Below are 14,918 nucleotides of genomic sequence, written 5' to 3' on the forward strand. Positions count from 1 at the left end.
CAGATCAGACCCGATCCGAACGGATCACAGCAGTCCGTCCCACATCTGCTCCAGCAGAACCGACCACCAGCCGTCCGGCGAAGCGAGCGCCGCCGGATCGACAGCCACCAGCTGCGCCTGGAAATCGACCGTCCACCGGCCCGCCTGCTCCGGATTCAACCCGAACCGCAACCGCCACATCCGGCCCAGCAACGCCATCGACCGCACGAACTCGGGCAGCCCCGTGTTCACGAACTGCGGCGGCACCGGCTGACCACCGGGCCCCGCCTCCACCGGAACAGCCACGATGTTCGCCGTCCCGTACTGCACACAGATGGCCCGGCCGAAGTCCGAACCCATCACCAGATACGAACCCGCGTCCGACGCCGGCTGCACCTGCCGCTGCGCCGCAAGCTCCGCCAGCGTGGGCACCACCGGATGCCCCGGCTGCGCCCAGAAGAACGGCCCGAAGTCAGCCGGCAGACCCGCCCACACCAGCGTCCGCGCCACCACCTCGGGCACACCCTGACGCGACACCGCCCGCTGATCGAAACGCAGCACACCAGGACCGAACGCCCCGTGCAACTCCTCCGCCAGCGCCTCCGGCGGCAACACCGCCGCGGGCGGCATCTGCGGCAAAGGCGCCCGCACCGGAGCCGGCCGCGCCGGACCGTCCGCCACCTGATGCAGCTCACCCTGATGCGTCAGCAGATGCTGCATGCCCTGCTGCCGACTCGCGTGATCCGTACCGTACGGCGCCACACTCGTGATCCTGACCTGCGGCCACGTCTCCCGGATCATCCGAGCGCAGTAACCACCCGGAAGCTCGCACGACTCCAGCTCCGTGTGCAGCTCGATCACCTGCTGCGGCGGCACGTTCATCGCACGCAGCTCATGCAGCATCTGCCACTCCGGATGCGGAGTACCCGGCGCCGAACGCCGGATCAGCTGCTGCTCACTGCCGTCGGCCGCGCGGAAACGCAGCACGGCCTGGTACCCCGGACCGACCGTCGGCCGGCCCGTCGCCTGCTGCGGATAGCCGTACGCCCCGGGAGGCGGCGGAGTGTGCGGACCCTGACCCGGCATACCGGGCGGACCAGGAGGCCCAGGAGGACCGGGCGGAGGCGTCGCACCGAGACCGACCTGCCCCGGAGCCGCCAGCATCGTCGCGGCGTGGTGCACCCCGCCCCCAGGAGGAGGGGTCGCGCCCGGAGGCGGACCGGGAGGACCGGGCGGACCGGGCGGAGGCATGGAGCCGGGCGGAGCCGGCGGCGCCATACCCGGAGCACCAGGAGGCCCGGGAGGAGCCGGAGGGCCGGGCGGGCCCGGAGGACGCGGCGCGTTCGGGCCACCGATGCTCGCATCGGCGAACATCGTCGCGGCGTGATGCATCCCGCCCCCCGGAGGCGGCGTCGAACCGGGAGGACCCGGCGGCCCGGGAGGGGCAGGCGGCGCGGGCGGTCGCGGCGCACCCGGAAGGCCCTGCTGCGAGAACTGCGTCGGCGCGTACCCGCCCACCGGCGCACCCGGACCCGCAGGCGGCGGTGTCGCCCCCGGTACACCCGGCGCCCCGGGCGGCGGCGGAGTAGCCGACCCCGCCCCCCGAGCACCCCGCGGCGGCACGACGGCCTTGCTCGTCGCCGCGTCCGCGATGTCCCCGGCCCCCGGCGCGGCAGGAGCCCCAGCGGAAGCAACACCCGGCGGCGGCGGCGCCAGCGGGTCAAGCCCCGGACGGACCGCGGTCGGCGGCAGCTGACTGCCGCCCGACATCAACGCCGTGGGCGCCTCCGCGGAAACGACCGGCGGCCGAGCCCCGTCATCGTCCGACCCCGAAATCGGCGGCGCGAACACCGTCGCGGGCAACGGCACCGCACCCTCGTCCGCCCCGGCATTGGTATCCGTACCCGCCCAGGGAGTCCCCCCGGCCGGCACCCCGTCGTTCGCCGTCGGCTCATGATCCCCCTGCCCACCGGCAGCAGGCCACGCGGCACCCGAATCCGGGGACTCCGACGCCGAAGCCGAAGGAGAGGGGGAAAGCGGAGCGGGACCGGAGGACGACGACTCGGGCGGCACAGCGGACGCGCCGGAGGAGGCGGACCCAGCAGACTCCGCGCTCCCGGCAGAAGAAGCGGACCCTGCAGAAGAGGACGACGACCCGTCCGCCTCCGCACGCCTGTCCGGAATCCCCAACTTGTCAGCCGCCTCCTGCAACCACTCCGGCGGAGTCAGCAGGAACGACGTCTGATTCAGATCAATGCGCTCCGGCGGCTCCGGAGCAGCACCCGCCTCCGCGGACGCCCCGTAGTCCTCCTCGTACCGCCGTATCACCTCACCCACCGGCAGCCCCGGCCACAACGTGGCCTCACCACTGTCCCGGGCGATCACCAGCCGCTGACGGCCCCCGTCGGAACGAGGACCCTCCGCACGGTCCTCGGCCCACACCACGAAACCCAGCTCGAACTCACGGACCCGGACCTCACGGTGCTGATACGCCGGCACATCACCGTTGACCCACTCATCCGCACGCTCCTGCGCCTGCGCGAACGTCACCACTCCGCTCACCCCTCCACCGGGACGGCCCGCGCGAAGCCACCGTCCACCATCAGGTTCGCCACCGTCTCCAGCTCCGGCGGATTCCCCGCGAGACGCTGAAGGAAAGCATCGAAATCCTCACCGCACGGCAACAGGAGCCGGTCGACCCGCTCCTGCACACCCCAGCCGTCCTGATCCCGCGCGTCGTCGTACGCACAGAACCACACCGACCCCACACCGGTGCCACGCACCTTCACCGCCAGGATCCCGCCCTGGACGAAACCCACACCCAGGAAATCCTTCGTGAAGTGATCACGCAGACACTTGTTGACGTAGACCAGATCGTTCACAGCCGCTTCCTCACGCACCGTGAAGAACGGCTGTTCGACCAGCAGACCCAGCTCCGCGTCCAGCGCCGCACCCACCGGAGCCGAACCACCCGCCGCCTTCAGGAACGACCGGTACGCACCCGGAAGCCGGTACCCCAGGTCCTCCTCGACGCCCAGGACCTGCTGCTCACCCACCGCCACAGAACCCTTCGGCAGCCGGAAGTGAGCCGGCCGGGTCTCCTGCAGCGGCCGCGTACCCCGACGGTCCTGATCCACCGCGGTCGTCGCCAGCCCACCGTGATGACGCAGCAGCGCCTTCACCTCGACGGGCACCAGCTCCATCCGCCGGCCACCCGCCACGTGGTGCCACGTCCAGCCGTGCGGGGTCGCCACCGCGGGAATCGTGTCCCACAGCTCATGACCACTCGCCGCCAACGCCGCGTTCGCCGACACGTAGTCCGTCAACCGCAACTCGTCGATACCGAAACCCGGAGGAGGATCCGCGATCTCCGCGGCCGCACGCGCGTACGGCGAAAGCACCGGAAAGCCGTTCCCGTCCACGCGCACACCCCTGGGGTGGCGGGACGCCCGGACAGGATCCGGGAAATGCACGACCTGCCCGGCATAGGCCGCATTCGGTGGCGCGGCTTGCTGCCCGAGCCGACCTGTCGTCATGGCGTCTGCCCCCTGCTGCGTCTGGTGTTCCGCACAGCCTATGCGGTGGCGCAACAACGCCCCCCGCCCCCGCACCCCCGCTCACCGAACGTCACCACCGTGTGACGGACACGCGACAGCCGGCCCCCCGGCCGCGACACGAAGACACGATTCACCCACCCCGCTTCCCCACCACCCTGCACATTTGGCAGGCTGTCCCCGCAACTCGGGGGATTGCACGGGAGGGACACCGACACCATGCACACAGCACAAGCAGTCACATCCGGAGACCCGCGACTCAGTTGGAGCACCACCGAACCCAACCGCGCACCCCACCTCCAGCACCGCCGCGACGGCATCCTGCCCGCGGTGGCCGCAGCCCTGTCCGTACGCGGAGAGACACTCACCTGCACCGCGGGCAAAGGCGACCAGCCGCCCGTCCTCCACCCACTCGTACAGGACTTCCTCGACACCCTCACCAGCAACCAGCGCGAACGCTTCACCGGGCGCTGCCCCGAAGCCATACTCCTGTCACGCCAGCTCACCTCGGCCGACGACAGCCGCTCCAAACGGGCCCAGCGCAAACCCCTCACCAACAGCGAGGCCCGCCGCGCCCTCAAACACGCCCGCCTCACCGCCCGCCGCATCCGCGAGGACGGCGACCCCCTCCACGGCAGCTACGCACCCCCCTGCCGCTCCTGCACGGTGATGCTCGCCCACTTCGGCGTACGCCCCGTCGACCTCACCACGAGTGCGGCGACCACCGCCGAGAAGGACTGAGCGCACCACCATGCACAACCGGACCGACGTACCCGGCCAGCAGAGCCGCACCTCCACCACCCGCTTCCCCGTCGCCGTCGACGCCGCACTCCGCGACGCCGGATGGCAACCCGGCCGCTGGGACATCCGCCAGGCCGAGGAATGGGCCGACGCCCTCCGCTCCCACTCCTCCCCCGCCGGCCACCAGCACGCCGTCTTCCCCGCGGCCGTCGAAGCCTGGGCCGAATTCGGCGGCCTCCGCATCACCTCGACCGCACCGGGCCGCCAGATCGCCACCGCCACCGTGCGCATCGACCCGCTCAGCGGACTCCACCTGGCCCGCACACTCGCCGACCTCGGACGCGCACTCGACACCGAAGTCGCCCCCCTGGGCGAAGAAGGCGACGGACAAGCGGTCCTCGCCATCGACAGCGAAGGCCGCGTCTACTCCATCGACCACACCGGCGACTGGTACCTCGGCTCCGACATCGACCGCGCCCTCGAAACCCTCATGACGGGCGTCCAGCCCGCACGCCTCACCTCGGGCTGAGCCCCCTCACGCCTCCCCGGCGTCCGGCAGCACCGCCGACACCCGGAAACCCCCCGCGTCCGTCGGCCCCGACACGAACACACCCCCGAGCCCCAGCACCCGCTCCCGCATCCCCACCAGACCGTTGCCACCGCTCGGCAGCCCGGCATCCGCCGTCACACCGTCCGTCGGACCGTTCTCCACCTGCATCGCCACCTCGGCACCCCGATGCGCGAGCCGCACCCACGTCCTCGCACCCGCCGCGTGCTTGTGCACGTTCGTCAACGCCTCCTGCACCACCCTGTACGCCGTCTGCTCCACCTCCGGCGCATACGGACGCAGCACCCCCTCCACCGAAAGCTCCACCGTCATCCCCGCCTCACGGGACTGCGCGACCAACGCCTCCACCTCACACAACCGCGGCCCGTCCTCCACCGCCACGACCGCGGCAGCGGAAGCCACCCGCCCCACCGAGGCCAACGGCACCCGGCCCGCCCGCGGAGCCACCGACGCGTCCCCGCTCCGCAGCACCCCGAGCATCTCCCGCAGCTCCGTCAACGCCTGCCGGCCCATGTCCCCCACCAGCGCCGCGTTACGCACCGCCTTCGCCGGATCCTTCGGAGCCACCGCCTGCAACGCCGCCGCGTGCACCACCATCAGGCTCACCCGGTGCGCCACGACGTCATGCATCTCCCGGGCGATCCGGGTCCGCTCCTCCGTACGCGCCCACTCGGCCCGCTCCTCCGCCCGGTCGGCCAGCAGCGACAGCTCCCGCTCCAGCGAATCCGCACGCTCCCTCAAGCTCTCCATCAGCCTGCGCCTGGCCCCGATGTACAGACCGAACAACACCGAGGGCGCCGTCAGGCCCAGCGACATGAACAGCGACACCACCGGGACGTACCAGACACCCGGCCCGAAATCGACCTCGGCGTCCACGCTCTGCCGCAACCGCACGTACGACACGATGAAAGTGCCGACCAGCGTCATCCCCGTCAGCACGACCGTGATCCGCCGTGGCACCTCGGACGCCGCCAGTGTGTACAGCCCGACGATCCCCATCAGGAAGCCCATCTCGGCCGGCGTCGTCGCTATCGACACCAGCACCACCGCGATCGGCCAGCGCCTGCGCAGCACCAGCACCGACCCCGCCAGCAGCCCGAACAACACCGCGAGCGGCACCGGAAGCCCGGTGTCCCGGGCGAACTCCACCCCCTCCAGCGCACACTCCAGCGCGGAAACCAGCGCCAGCCCGACGTCCAGGGCGACACTGCGCCGCCGCTCCCACCACCAGTAGCCGCGGGTGGTCGGACCCGCCGCTTCCCGGTCTGCCCCCGTTGCGGTCATGGCATCCAGCCTACGGGCGGGCGCATCTCATTTTCGGGAGACTCCGTCAGCACGGAAAGTGACCGGTCATGCCGCAAACAGAGGCAGATCGCACGATCCGGTGAACCGAGCATCCTTTCGACCCGGACGTCCGTATTCCGGACGACGCTGTCCGTATGACACATGCCGGGGGCAAGTACGCGGACTTCGAGGGACTGCGCGAGAAGGCGGTCGCGCTGCGGCGGGAGGGGTTGAGCCGCCGACAGATCCGGGACCGACTGCACGTCGACAACAACGACATCCTCAACCGCCTACTGGAGGGCGAGCCCGCCCCGGACTGGACGAAGCGCCCGCGCGCCAAGGACGACCTGCGCGCGAAGGCTAGGGACCTTCGACTCCAGGGCATGACCTACGACCAGATCCAGGTGGAGCTCGGGTGCTCGAAAGGGTCGATCTCGTTGTGGGTACGGGATCTACCGAAGCCGGAGCGCAGGCGTACCGCGGAGCAGGCCTCCGAGATCGCACGCCGGGGCTGGGCCGTAACCCTTCAGCGGCGCGAGGCCGAACGAGTACGGACGAAAGAAGCGACGGCGACCGAGGTCGGCGCACTGAGTCCACGTGAACTCTTCCTGGTGGGCGTGGGCCTCTACTGGGCGGAGGGATCCAAGTCGAAGCCACACCGCCAGCAGGAGAGGGCCACCTTCGTCAACAGCGACCCGGACATGATCTCGGTCTATCTCGCTTGGCTGCACCTCCTGGGCGTACCACCGGAACATCTCCGGTTCCACGTGCACATCCACGAGACCGCCGACGTTCCAGCCGCGGAGCGCTACTGGGCCGACCTCACAGGCGCCACGACCTCGGCGTTCGGCAAAACCTCGATCAAAAGACACTCCCCGAAGACCAACCGGAAGAACACAGGCGAGGGTTACCAGGGTTGCCTTGTGGTCCGAGTTCTGAAAAGTGCGGACCTGTACCGTCGCATCGAGGGCTGGTGGTGCGGCATAGTAGGGGCTGCGAAATGCACCGATCAAGAGAATCGGACATAACGCCATACACCATCCCGGGTCGTCTAATGGCAGGACAAATGGTTTTGGTCCATTGAATGAGGGTTCGATTCCTTCCCCGGGAGCCCTGAGCGCGGGCCCCGACCTCACCGGTCGGGGCCCGCGCTCGTTTCGGGCATATACGCCCCCGGTATCCTGCGGGTGTCCACCACCCGAAGCCGAAGGGCAATTCCGTGAGCGTCCACCTTCCCCAAGTTCTCGGCTCCGCTCGAACAGGGGATGCCCCACTGGCCGCCGTCGTCGTCCTCGCAGCGGGTGAGGGAACCCGCATGAAGTCGAAGACACCCAAGGTCCTGCACGAGATCTCCGGGCGCTCGCTCGTCGGACATGTCGTCGCCGCCTCCCGCGAGCTCGACCCCCAGCACCTCGTCGTGGTCGTCGGCCACGCCGCCGAGCAGGTCACCGCGCACCTCTCCGCCGGCGAGACCCCCGTGCGCACCGCCTTCCAGGCCGAGCAGAACGGCACCGGTCACGCGGTCCGCATGGGCCTGGAGGAGCTCGGCGGCACCGTCGAGGGCACCGTGATCGTGGTCTGCGGCGACACCCCGCTGCTCTCCGGAGAGACCCTCTCCGCGCTCGCCACGACCCACGCCGCCGACGCGAACGCGGTCACCGTGCTGACCGCCGAGGTCCCGGACTCGACCGGCTACGGCCGGATCGTCCGCGACGCGGCCACAGGGGCGGTCACCGAGATCGTCGAGCACAAGGACGCCACCGACGCGCAGCGCGCGATCCGGGAGATCAACTCCGGGGTCTTCGCCTTCGACGGCCGTCTGCTGAGTGACGCCCTGGGCAAGGTGCGTACGGACAACAGCCAGGGTGAGGAGTACCTCACCGACGTGCTGTCGATCCTGCGCGAGGCCGGGCACCGCGTGGGCGCCTCGATTGCCGGCGACCACCGGGAGATCCTGGGCATCAACAACCGGCTCCAGCTGGCCGAGGCGAGGCGGCTGCTCAACGAGCGGCTCCTGGAGCGCGCGATGCTGGCGGGTGTGACGGTCATGGACCCCGCGTCCACGCTGATCGACGCGACGGTGACGTACGAGCGGGACGCGATCGTGCACCCGGGGACCCAGCTGCTGGGCGCGACGCACCTGGCGGAGGACGCCGAGGTGGGCCCGAACTCCCGGCTCAAGGACACCGTCGTGCACGAGGGCGCGCGCCTGGACAACACGGTCGCCGACGGTGCCGAGGTGGGCCCGGGGGCAAGCGTCGGTCCGTTCGCGTATCTCCGGCCGGGTACGCGGCTGGGCGCGAAGTCCAAGGCGGGTACGTACGTCGAGATGAAGAACGCGACGATCGGTGAGGGCACGAAGGTCCCGCACCTGAGTTACGTCGGTGACGCGACGATCGGTGACCACACCAACATCGGTGCGGCGAGCGTGTTCGTGAACTACGACGGGGTGGCGAAGCACCACACCACGATCGGGTCCCACTGCCGGACCGGGTCGGACAATATGTTTGTGGCGCCTGTCACGGTCGGGGACGGCGTTTACACCGCGGCGGGTTCGGTCATCACCAAGGACGTACCGTCCGGTTCGCTGGCCGTGGCACGGGGCCAGCAGCGGAATATCGAGGGCTGGGTCGCCCGGAAGCGCCCCGGGAGCGCGGCGGCTCAGGCCGCTCAGGCGGCCACGCAGGCGACCGACGGCGAAAGCTGACCGGAAACAGGTGCGCCAAAGGCGGCGTACCGTGATAGATGCTCACCCATTTCGGCTGGCTCGTCGCAGATCGGGACTCATGCGTGCGGTGCCAGATACACGTCTGAGGAGACTGTGCTGTGACCGGGATCAAGACGACCGGCGAGAAGAAACTGATGCTCTTCTCCGGCCGCGCCCACCCCGAGCTGGCCGAGGAGGTCGCACATCAACTGGGTGTCGGTCTCGTGCCGACGAAGGCCTTCGATTTCGCCAACGGTGAGATCTACGTACGGTTCCAGGAGTCCGCTCGCGGCGCCGACTGCTTCCTGATCCAGAGCCACACGGCTCCGATCAACAAGTGGATCATGGAGCAGCTGATCATGCTGGACGCGCTGAAGCGCGCGTCCGCCCGGTCCATCACGGTGATCGTGCCGTTCTACGGCTACGCGCGCCAGGACAAGAAGCACCGTGGTCGTGAGCCGATCTCGGCGCGCATGGTCGCCGACCTGATGAAGACGGCGGGTGCGGACCGCATCCTCACCGTGGATCTGCACACGGACCAGATCCAGGGCTTCTTCGACGGCCCGGTGGACCACCTGTTCGCGCTGCCGATCCTGGCGGACTACGTGGGCGCCAAGGTGGACCGTTCGAAGCTGACGATCGTGTCGCCGGATGCCGGCCGGGTACGCGTGGCCGACCGCTGGTGCGACCGTCTCGACGCGCCGCTGGCGATCGTCCACAAGCGCCGCGACAAGGACGTGCCGAACCAGGTGAGCGTCCACGAGGTCGTCGGTAACGTCGAGGGCCGGGTGTGTGTTCTGGTCGACGACATGATCGACACGGGTGGCACGATCTGTGCCGCCGCCGACGCGCTGTTCGCGCACGGCGCCGAGGACGTCATAGTGACGGCCACGCACGGTGTGCTGTCCGGCCCCGCCGCGGACCGCCTGAAGAACTCGAAGGTCAGCGAGTTCGTCTTCACGGACACGCTGCCGACGCCGGGTGAGCTGGAGATCGACAAGATCACGGTTCTCTCGATCGCGCCGACCATCGCGCGTGCGGTGCGTGAGGTCTTCGAGGACGGTTCGGTGACGAGCCTCTTCGAGGAGCAGGGGTGATCCACCTCGGGTGACCGCCTTCGGAGGGTTGCCTCCGGGTGATCGACTTTGGGCGCGGCCTCCCCGCCGGGTAGACTGGACAAGTTGCTCGGCGAGGGAGGCCGTTCTCATGCGTGGTCATGGGAGTCGGTGGTCCGTTATCGACGCGCTCTTCGTAGCAGGCCTGTCGTGGGCCGGGTGACCATCGGTTTTTCGTCACCTTACGAGGAGTGCAGCATGGCTGAGATCAAGCTCGACGCAACGGTCCGCACGGAGTTCGGCAAGGGCGCTGCCCGTCGCACCCGTCGCGCCAACCTGGTTCCCGGGGTCGTCTACGGCCACGGTGCTGAGCCGGTTCACATCAACCTGCCGGGCCACGAGCTGCTTCTCGCCCTGCGTACCGCCAACGTCCTGATCGGTCTGGAGATCGACGGCAAGGACGCCCTGGTGATCCCGAAGGCCGTGCAGCGCAACGCCATCAAGGGCAACATCGAGCACGTCGACCTGCTGACCGTGAAGCGCGGCGAGAAGGTCAACGTCGAGATCGCGGTGCACGCCGAGGGCGACCTGGCGCCGGGTGCCAACCTGCTGGAGTACGTGCAGAACACCCTGCTCGTCGAGGCCGAGGCCACCCACATCCCCGAGTCGGTCACGGTCTCCGTCGCCGGTCTGGACGCGGGTGACTCGATCGCCGCCAAGGACATCACGCTGCCGAAGGGCGCCGTGCTCGCCGGTGACGAGGACGCCATCGTGCTGCAGGTCGTCGCCGCGCAGGCCGAGGAAGCGCCTGCCGAGGGCACCGAGACCGAAGGTGCCGAGGCCTGAGCCTCGCCCCACCTGCTTGACTGACGGGGTGGCGGTTCCCTTCCGGGGTTCCGCCGCCCCGTTTCTCTGTTTCGACCGGTATGTACGCACTGCGAGGAGACCGCGTTCTGATGTCCGATGCCACCGACCCCTGGCTGATCGTGGGCCTCGGTAATCCCGGCCCCGACTATGCGGCGAACCGGCACAACGTGGGTTTCATGGTGGCCGATCTGCTGGCGGAGCGGGTCGGCGGGAAGTTCAAGCGGGCGCCGAAGGCGCAGGCGCAGGTGCTGGAGGGGCGGATCGGTCCGCCCGGGCCGCTGAGCCGTCGTGTGGTGCTGGTGAAGCCGATGTCGTACATGAATCTGTCGGGTGGTCCGGTGACGGCGCTGCGGGACTTCTACAAGGTGCCGACCGATCACGTGGTGGCGGTCCATGACGAGTTGGACATCGATTTCGGCATGCTGCGGTTGAAGCTGGGCGGGGGTGACAACGGGCACAACGGGCTGAAGTCGATGACGAAGGCGATGGGTCCGGATTATCACCGGGTGCGGTTCGGGATCGGCCGGCCGCCGGGGCGGATGCAGGTCGCGGACTTCGTGCTGAAGGACTTCTCGGCGGCGGAGCGCAAGGAGCTCGCGTATCTGGTGGACAGGTCGGCGGATGCGGTGGAGTCGTTGGTGGCGGAGGGGCTGGAGCGGGCTCAGTCCGCGTACAACTCCTGACATTCCCACTGCTTCTCGGGTGTTCTTCGGCCACGGGTTGACCGAGGGCAGGGCTCTGCCCAAGGATCTGCCCCCATGAAACGGAGTTCCTCGCACCGGCTGCTGGCCCGTGCCCGTACGTTCGCCGCGGGCTGTGTCGCCGTGTTGCTGCTGGTCGCGGGCGTGTGGTCGTCGTGGGAGAACGCGCACCACATCGTTCTGGCCAAGGGTCGTGAGCACGGGACGATGTCGGTGACGGTGTGCGGTGAGGACGCGTGCACGGGGTCGTTCTCGCCTGACGCGGATGCGCGGGAGCGGGCGTCGGTGACGATCGAGCGGTCCGTCGCGGCGCGGAAGGGGGACCGTTTCCCCGTGGTGGTGAAGCCCGGGTCCGGTGATGTGGTGCGTACCGGGACTCCGGGTCTGCTGCATGCCTGGGTGCCGTTGGGTGGTGCGCTGCTACTGGCCGCGCTCGTGATCGGCGGCGGGATGCGGCTGACGCGGATCGCGTGGGGTGCGGGGGTCGCGGGTGCGGCCCTGCTGACGGCGACGTTCGTCGCCCTCTGACAGGACCGCACCGGTCGGCTTCCCCGGGTGTGGGTCAGCCGGTGTTGCGGAGGCCCGCTGCCACACCGTTGACGGTGAGCAGCAGGGCGCGGGCGAGGAGCGGATCGGCTTCCTCGCCGCGCTCGGCGGCCTGGCGCTGGCGGGCGAGCAGGGACACCTGGAGGTAGGAGATCGGGTCCAGGTAGGCGTCGCGGATGGCGAAGGTCTGCTGGAGCACCGGGCTGGTGCCGAGGAGTTCCTTGCCGCCGGTGACCTTGAGGACTTCCTGCACGGTGAGCTCGTGCTCGGCCTGGATGACGTCGAAGACGTGCTTGAGCTCGTCGGGCACGAGGGTGTCGACGTAGTGCCGTGCGATGCGCAGGTCGGTCTTGGCGAGGGTCATCTCGACGTTGGAGAGGAAGTTCTGGAAGAAGTGCCACTGTTCGTGCATCTCGTCCAGGACGGTGTCGAGGCCGGCTTCGCGCAGTGCCTTGAGGCCGGAGCCGACGCCGAACCAGCCGGGGACGATCTGCCGTGACTGGGTCCAGCCGAAGACCCACGGGATGGCGCGGAGGCCGTCGAGCGAGACGCCCGAGCCGGGGCGGCGGGAGGGCCGGGAGCCGAGGTGCAGGTCGGCGAGCTGGTCGACCGGGGTGGATGCGAGGAAGTACGCGGGCAGGTCCGGGTCCTCGACGAGCTTGCGGTAGGCGTCGTGGGCGGCGTCGGAGACGGTGTCCATGGCCGCGTCCCAGCGGGCCAGCGCCTCGTCGGACTGGCGGGGTGCGGTGTGGAGCGCGGAGGCCTGGAGGGTGGCCGCGACGGTCAGCTCCAGGTTCTCGCGGGCGAGGGCGGGGATGAGGTACTTGTCGGAGATGACCTCGCCCTGCTCGGTCACCTTGATCTCGCCCTCGAGGGTGCCCCAGGGCTGCGCGAGGATCGCGTCGTGGGAGGGGCCGCCGCCTCGGCCGACGGTGCCGCCGCGGCCGTGGAAGAGGCGCAGGCGTACGCCGTAGCGGTGGGCGACGTCGCGGAGCCGGCGCTGGGCGCGGTGGATCTCCCACTGGGAGGTGGTGATGCCGCCGAACTTGGAGGAGTCGGAGTAGCCGAGCATGACCTCCTGGACGTCGCCGCGGAGCGATACGAGCCGTCGGTAGGAGGGGTCGGCGAGCATCTCGTCGAGGATGACGTCGGCGGCCTTGAGCTCGTCGGTGGTCTCCAGGAGCGGCACGATGCCGATCTTGGCCCAGCCGCCGTGGAGGTCGATGAGTCCGGCTTCGCGGGCGAGGACGGCGGCGGCGAAGACGTCGTCGGCGCCCTGGCACATCGAGATGATGTAGGACTCGATGACTTCGGGGCCGAAGCGTTCGAAGGCCTGCTTGATGGTGTGGAAGACGCCGAGGGTCTTCTCGCCGGCGGCGTCGAGGGGTGCCGGGGTGGGTGCGAGGGGGCGGCGGGAGCGGAGTTCCTTGGCGAGGAGCTTCTGCCGGTAGTCGCGGGGCATGTCGGTGTAGCGCCAGGACTCCTCGCCGAGGCGGTCGAAGAGCTGGCCGAGGGTGTGGTGGTGGGCGTCGGCGTGTTCGCGGACGTCCATGGTGGCGAGCTGGAGGCCGAACGCGGTGAGCGTGCGGATGGTGCGGTCCATGCGGCCGTCGGCGAAGAGTCCGCCGCGGTGTTCGCGCAGGGAGGTCTGGATGAGGGCCAGGTCGGCGATGAGTTCGGCGGTGCCGAGGTAGTCGCAGCCGGGTCGGTGGGGGGTGCCGGAGGCGAGGCGCTCGCGGGTGTTGACCAGCTTCTGGCGGACGCATGTGGCCTTGAGCCGGTAGGGCTCCTCGGCGTTCAGCCGCTTGTAGCGGGGGCTGATCTCGGGGAGGCGCTCCAGGTCGGTCTGGAGCGAGGTGAGGAGCTCGTCGGTGGCTCCGGTGTAGCGGATGGAGTTGGAGAGCAGTCCGCGCAGCTGGTCGACGAGTTCGAGGGCGTCGGTGATGCCGTGCTCGTGCTGGAGGATGAGCACGTCCCAGGTGACGGTGGGCGTGACGTTGGGGTTGCCGTCGCGGTCTCCTCCGATCCAGGTGCCGAAGGTGAGCGGGCGGGTGCCGGCGGGCAGTTCGACGCCGACGCGCTCCAGCTCCGCGGCCAGGTCCTCCAGGACGTCGCCCACCGCGTTGGCGTGGAGTTCGTCGAGGTAGTAGATGGCGTTGCGGGCCTCGTCGGCGGGCTCCGGGCGGACGACGCGGAGTTCGTCGGTCTGCCAGATGAGGTCGATGTTCTCGGCCAGCCGGATGTCCTGGCGTCGGCGGTCGGCCTCGATGACCGGGGTTTCGAGGAGTTCGGCGATGCGGCGGAGCTTGTTGAGTACGGAGCGCCGTGCGGCCTCGGTGGGGTGTGCGGTGAAGACGGGCCGGACGTTGAGGTTCTTGACCGTCTCGCGCAGGTGTTCGGGGTCGGCGTCCTTGAGGCGGTCGGCGGTGCGGGCGAGGAGTCCGCCCTCGGCGGACCGGCGGTCGCGCATCTCGTGGGCGCGGTGGACCTGCTCGGTGACGTTGGCGAGGTGGAAGTAGGTGGAGAAGGCGCGCACGAGTTGTGCGGCGGTCTCCAGGTCCGTGTCCCCGAGGAGCTCCGCGGCTGCCTCGCCGTCGGTGCGGGTGAGGGCACGGACGCGCTCGACGAGGTCGAGGAGGTCCTGGCCCTCCTGTCGTACGAGGGTCTCGCCCAGGAGGTCGCCGAGGCGGCGGATGTCGGCCCGCAGTTCGGTGTTGGCGGCAGGGGTCTGGTCGGCACTGCTCACAGTGTGCGGCTCCTTGCAGTGGTTGAGCACGTCTGTCAGGGGGGCCGGGGCGCTCGCGGTGCTGACGGGTCACCCCGGATGTGCAGAGTGCGGACCGCGCTGTCCGACGCACCCAGGATAGGTGTCCGGGGGTTCGGCGTGCTCGCTGCCCTGCGGGGCGGTGCGGATCC

Annotated in this window: 12 protein-coding genes and 1 tRNA gene; 9 read left to right on the top strand and 4 right to left on the bottom strand. The window is 69.8% G+C overall.

Translation table 11 applies throughout. The annotated features are described in order from the left end of the window. Positions 1–24 precede the first annotated feature (24 nt). Both JOC24_RS26230 and JOC24_RS26235 read right to left on the bottom strand, forming a co-directional pair. The gene (locus JOC24_RS26230) at positions 25–2,532 is read right to left on the bottom strand and encodes an SUKH-4 family immunity protein (protein WP_374104525.1); all 2,508 of its coding nucleotides are present in this window, start codon (positions 2,530–2,532) and stop codon (positions 25–27) included. Between the two features lie 5 nt (positions 2,533–2,537). Continuing rightward, positions 2,538–3,515 (bottom strand): SMI1/KNR4 family protein, encoded by a 978-nt coding sequence (locus JOC24_RS26235; RefSeq protein ID WP_205022864.1) that lies wholly within the window; start codon positions 3,513–3,515, stop codon positions 2,538–2,540. Between the two features lie 237 nt (positions 3,516–3,752). On the opposite strand from JOC24_RS26235, the gene JOC24_RS26240 reads away from it, so the two are divergent. Next, positions 3,753–4,274 (top strand): YwqJ-related putative deaminase, encoded by a 522-nt coding sequence (locus JOC24_RS26240; protein WP_205022865.1) that lies wholly within the window; start codon positions 3,753–3,755, stop codon positions 4,272–4,274. A gap of 10 nt (positions 4,275–4,284) precedes the next feature. Continuing rightward, on the top strand, positions 4,285–4,803 hold the full coding sequence (locus JOC24_RS26245; RefSeq protein ID WP_205022866.1) for an SUKH-3 domain-containing protein: 519 nt from the start codon (positions 4,285–4,287) through the stop codon (positions 4,801–4,803). A gap of 6 nt (positions 4,804–4,809) precedes the next feature. On the opposite strand, the gene JOC24_RS26250 is transcribed toward JOC24_RS26245, so the two are convergent. After that, positions 4,810–6,126, bottom strand: a complete 1,317-nt coding sequence (locus tag JOC24_RS26250) for a sensor histidine kinase (RefSeq protein WP_205022867.1) — start codon at positions 6,124–6,126, stop codon at positions 4,810–4,812. Between the two features lie 155 nt (positions 6,127–6,281). Between JOC24_RS26250 and JOC24_RS26255 the strand changes: the two genes are divergently transcribed. The 7 genes from JOC24_RS26255 (at position 6,282) to JOC24_RS26285 (ending at position 11,984) form a co-directional block, all read left to right on the top strand. Then, positions 6,282–7,154, top strand: coding sequence for a hypothetical protein (locus JOC24_RS26255; RefSeq protein WP_205022868.1), 873 nt, complete (start codon positions 6,282–6,284; stop codon positions 7,152–7,154). 12 nt (positions 7,155–7,166) lie between these two features. Beyond that, positions 7,167–7,237: transfer RNA gene (locus JOC24_RS26260), tRNA-Gln, on the top strand. A 162-nt stretch (positions 7,238–7,399) separates the two neighbouring features. Next, positions 7,400–8,833: a bifunctional UDP-N-acetylglucosamine diphosphorylase/glucosamine-1-phosphate N-acetyltransferase GlmU gene (glmU, locus tag JOC24_RS26265; RefSeq protein WP_374104526.1), complete on the top strand. Its 1,434-nt coding sequence runs from the start codon at positions 7,400–7,402 to the stop codon at positions 8,831–8,833. Between the two features lie 119 nt (positions 8,834–8,952). Continuing rightward, on the top strand, positions 8,953–9,930 hold the full coding sequence (locus JOC24_RS26270) for a ribose-phosphate diphosphokinase (protein WP_031098642.1): 978 nt from the start codon (positions 8,953–8,955) through the stop codon (positions 9,928–9,930). Between the two features lie 216 nt (positions 9,931–10,146). After that, positions 10,147–10,734, top strand: a complete 588-nt coding sequence (locus JOC24_RS26275; protein ID WP_205022870.1) for a 50S ribosomal protein L25/general stress protein Ctc — start codon at positions 10,147–10,149, stop codon at positions 10,732–10,734. A gap of 110 nt (positions 10,735–10,844) precedes the next feature. Next, positions 10,845–11,438, top strand: coding sequence for an aminoacyl-tRNA hydrolase (gene pth / locus JOC24_RS26280; RefSeq protein WP_205022871.1), 594 nt, complete (start codon positions 10,845–10,847; stop codon positions 11,436–11,438). Positions 11,439–11,513: 75 nt separating this feature from the next. Further along, on the top strand, positions 11,514–11,984 hold the full coding sequence (locus tag JOC24_RS26285; RefSeq protein ID WP_205022872.1) for a hypothetical protein: 471 nt from the start codon (positions 11,514–11,516) through the stop codon (positions 11,982–11,984). A gap of 34 nt (positions 11,985–12,018) precedes the next feature. On the opposite strand, the gene ppc is transcribed toward JOC24_RS26285, so the two are convergent. Next, entirely contained in the window at positions 12,019–14,748 is a 2,730-nt protein-coding gene (gene ppc, locus JOC24_RS26290) for a phosphoenolpyruvate carboxylase (RefSeq protein ID WP_205022873.1), read from the bottom strand. Between the last annotated feature and the right edge of the window lie 170 nt (positions 14,749–14,918).

The sequence above is a fragment of the Streptomyces sp. HB132 genome, from assembly GCF_016909575.1.
GTDB lineage: Bacteria > Actinomycetota > Actinomycetes > Streptomycetales > Streptomycetaceae > Streptomyces.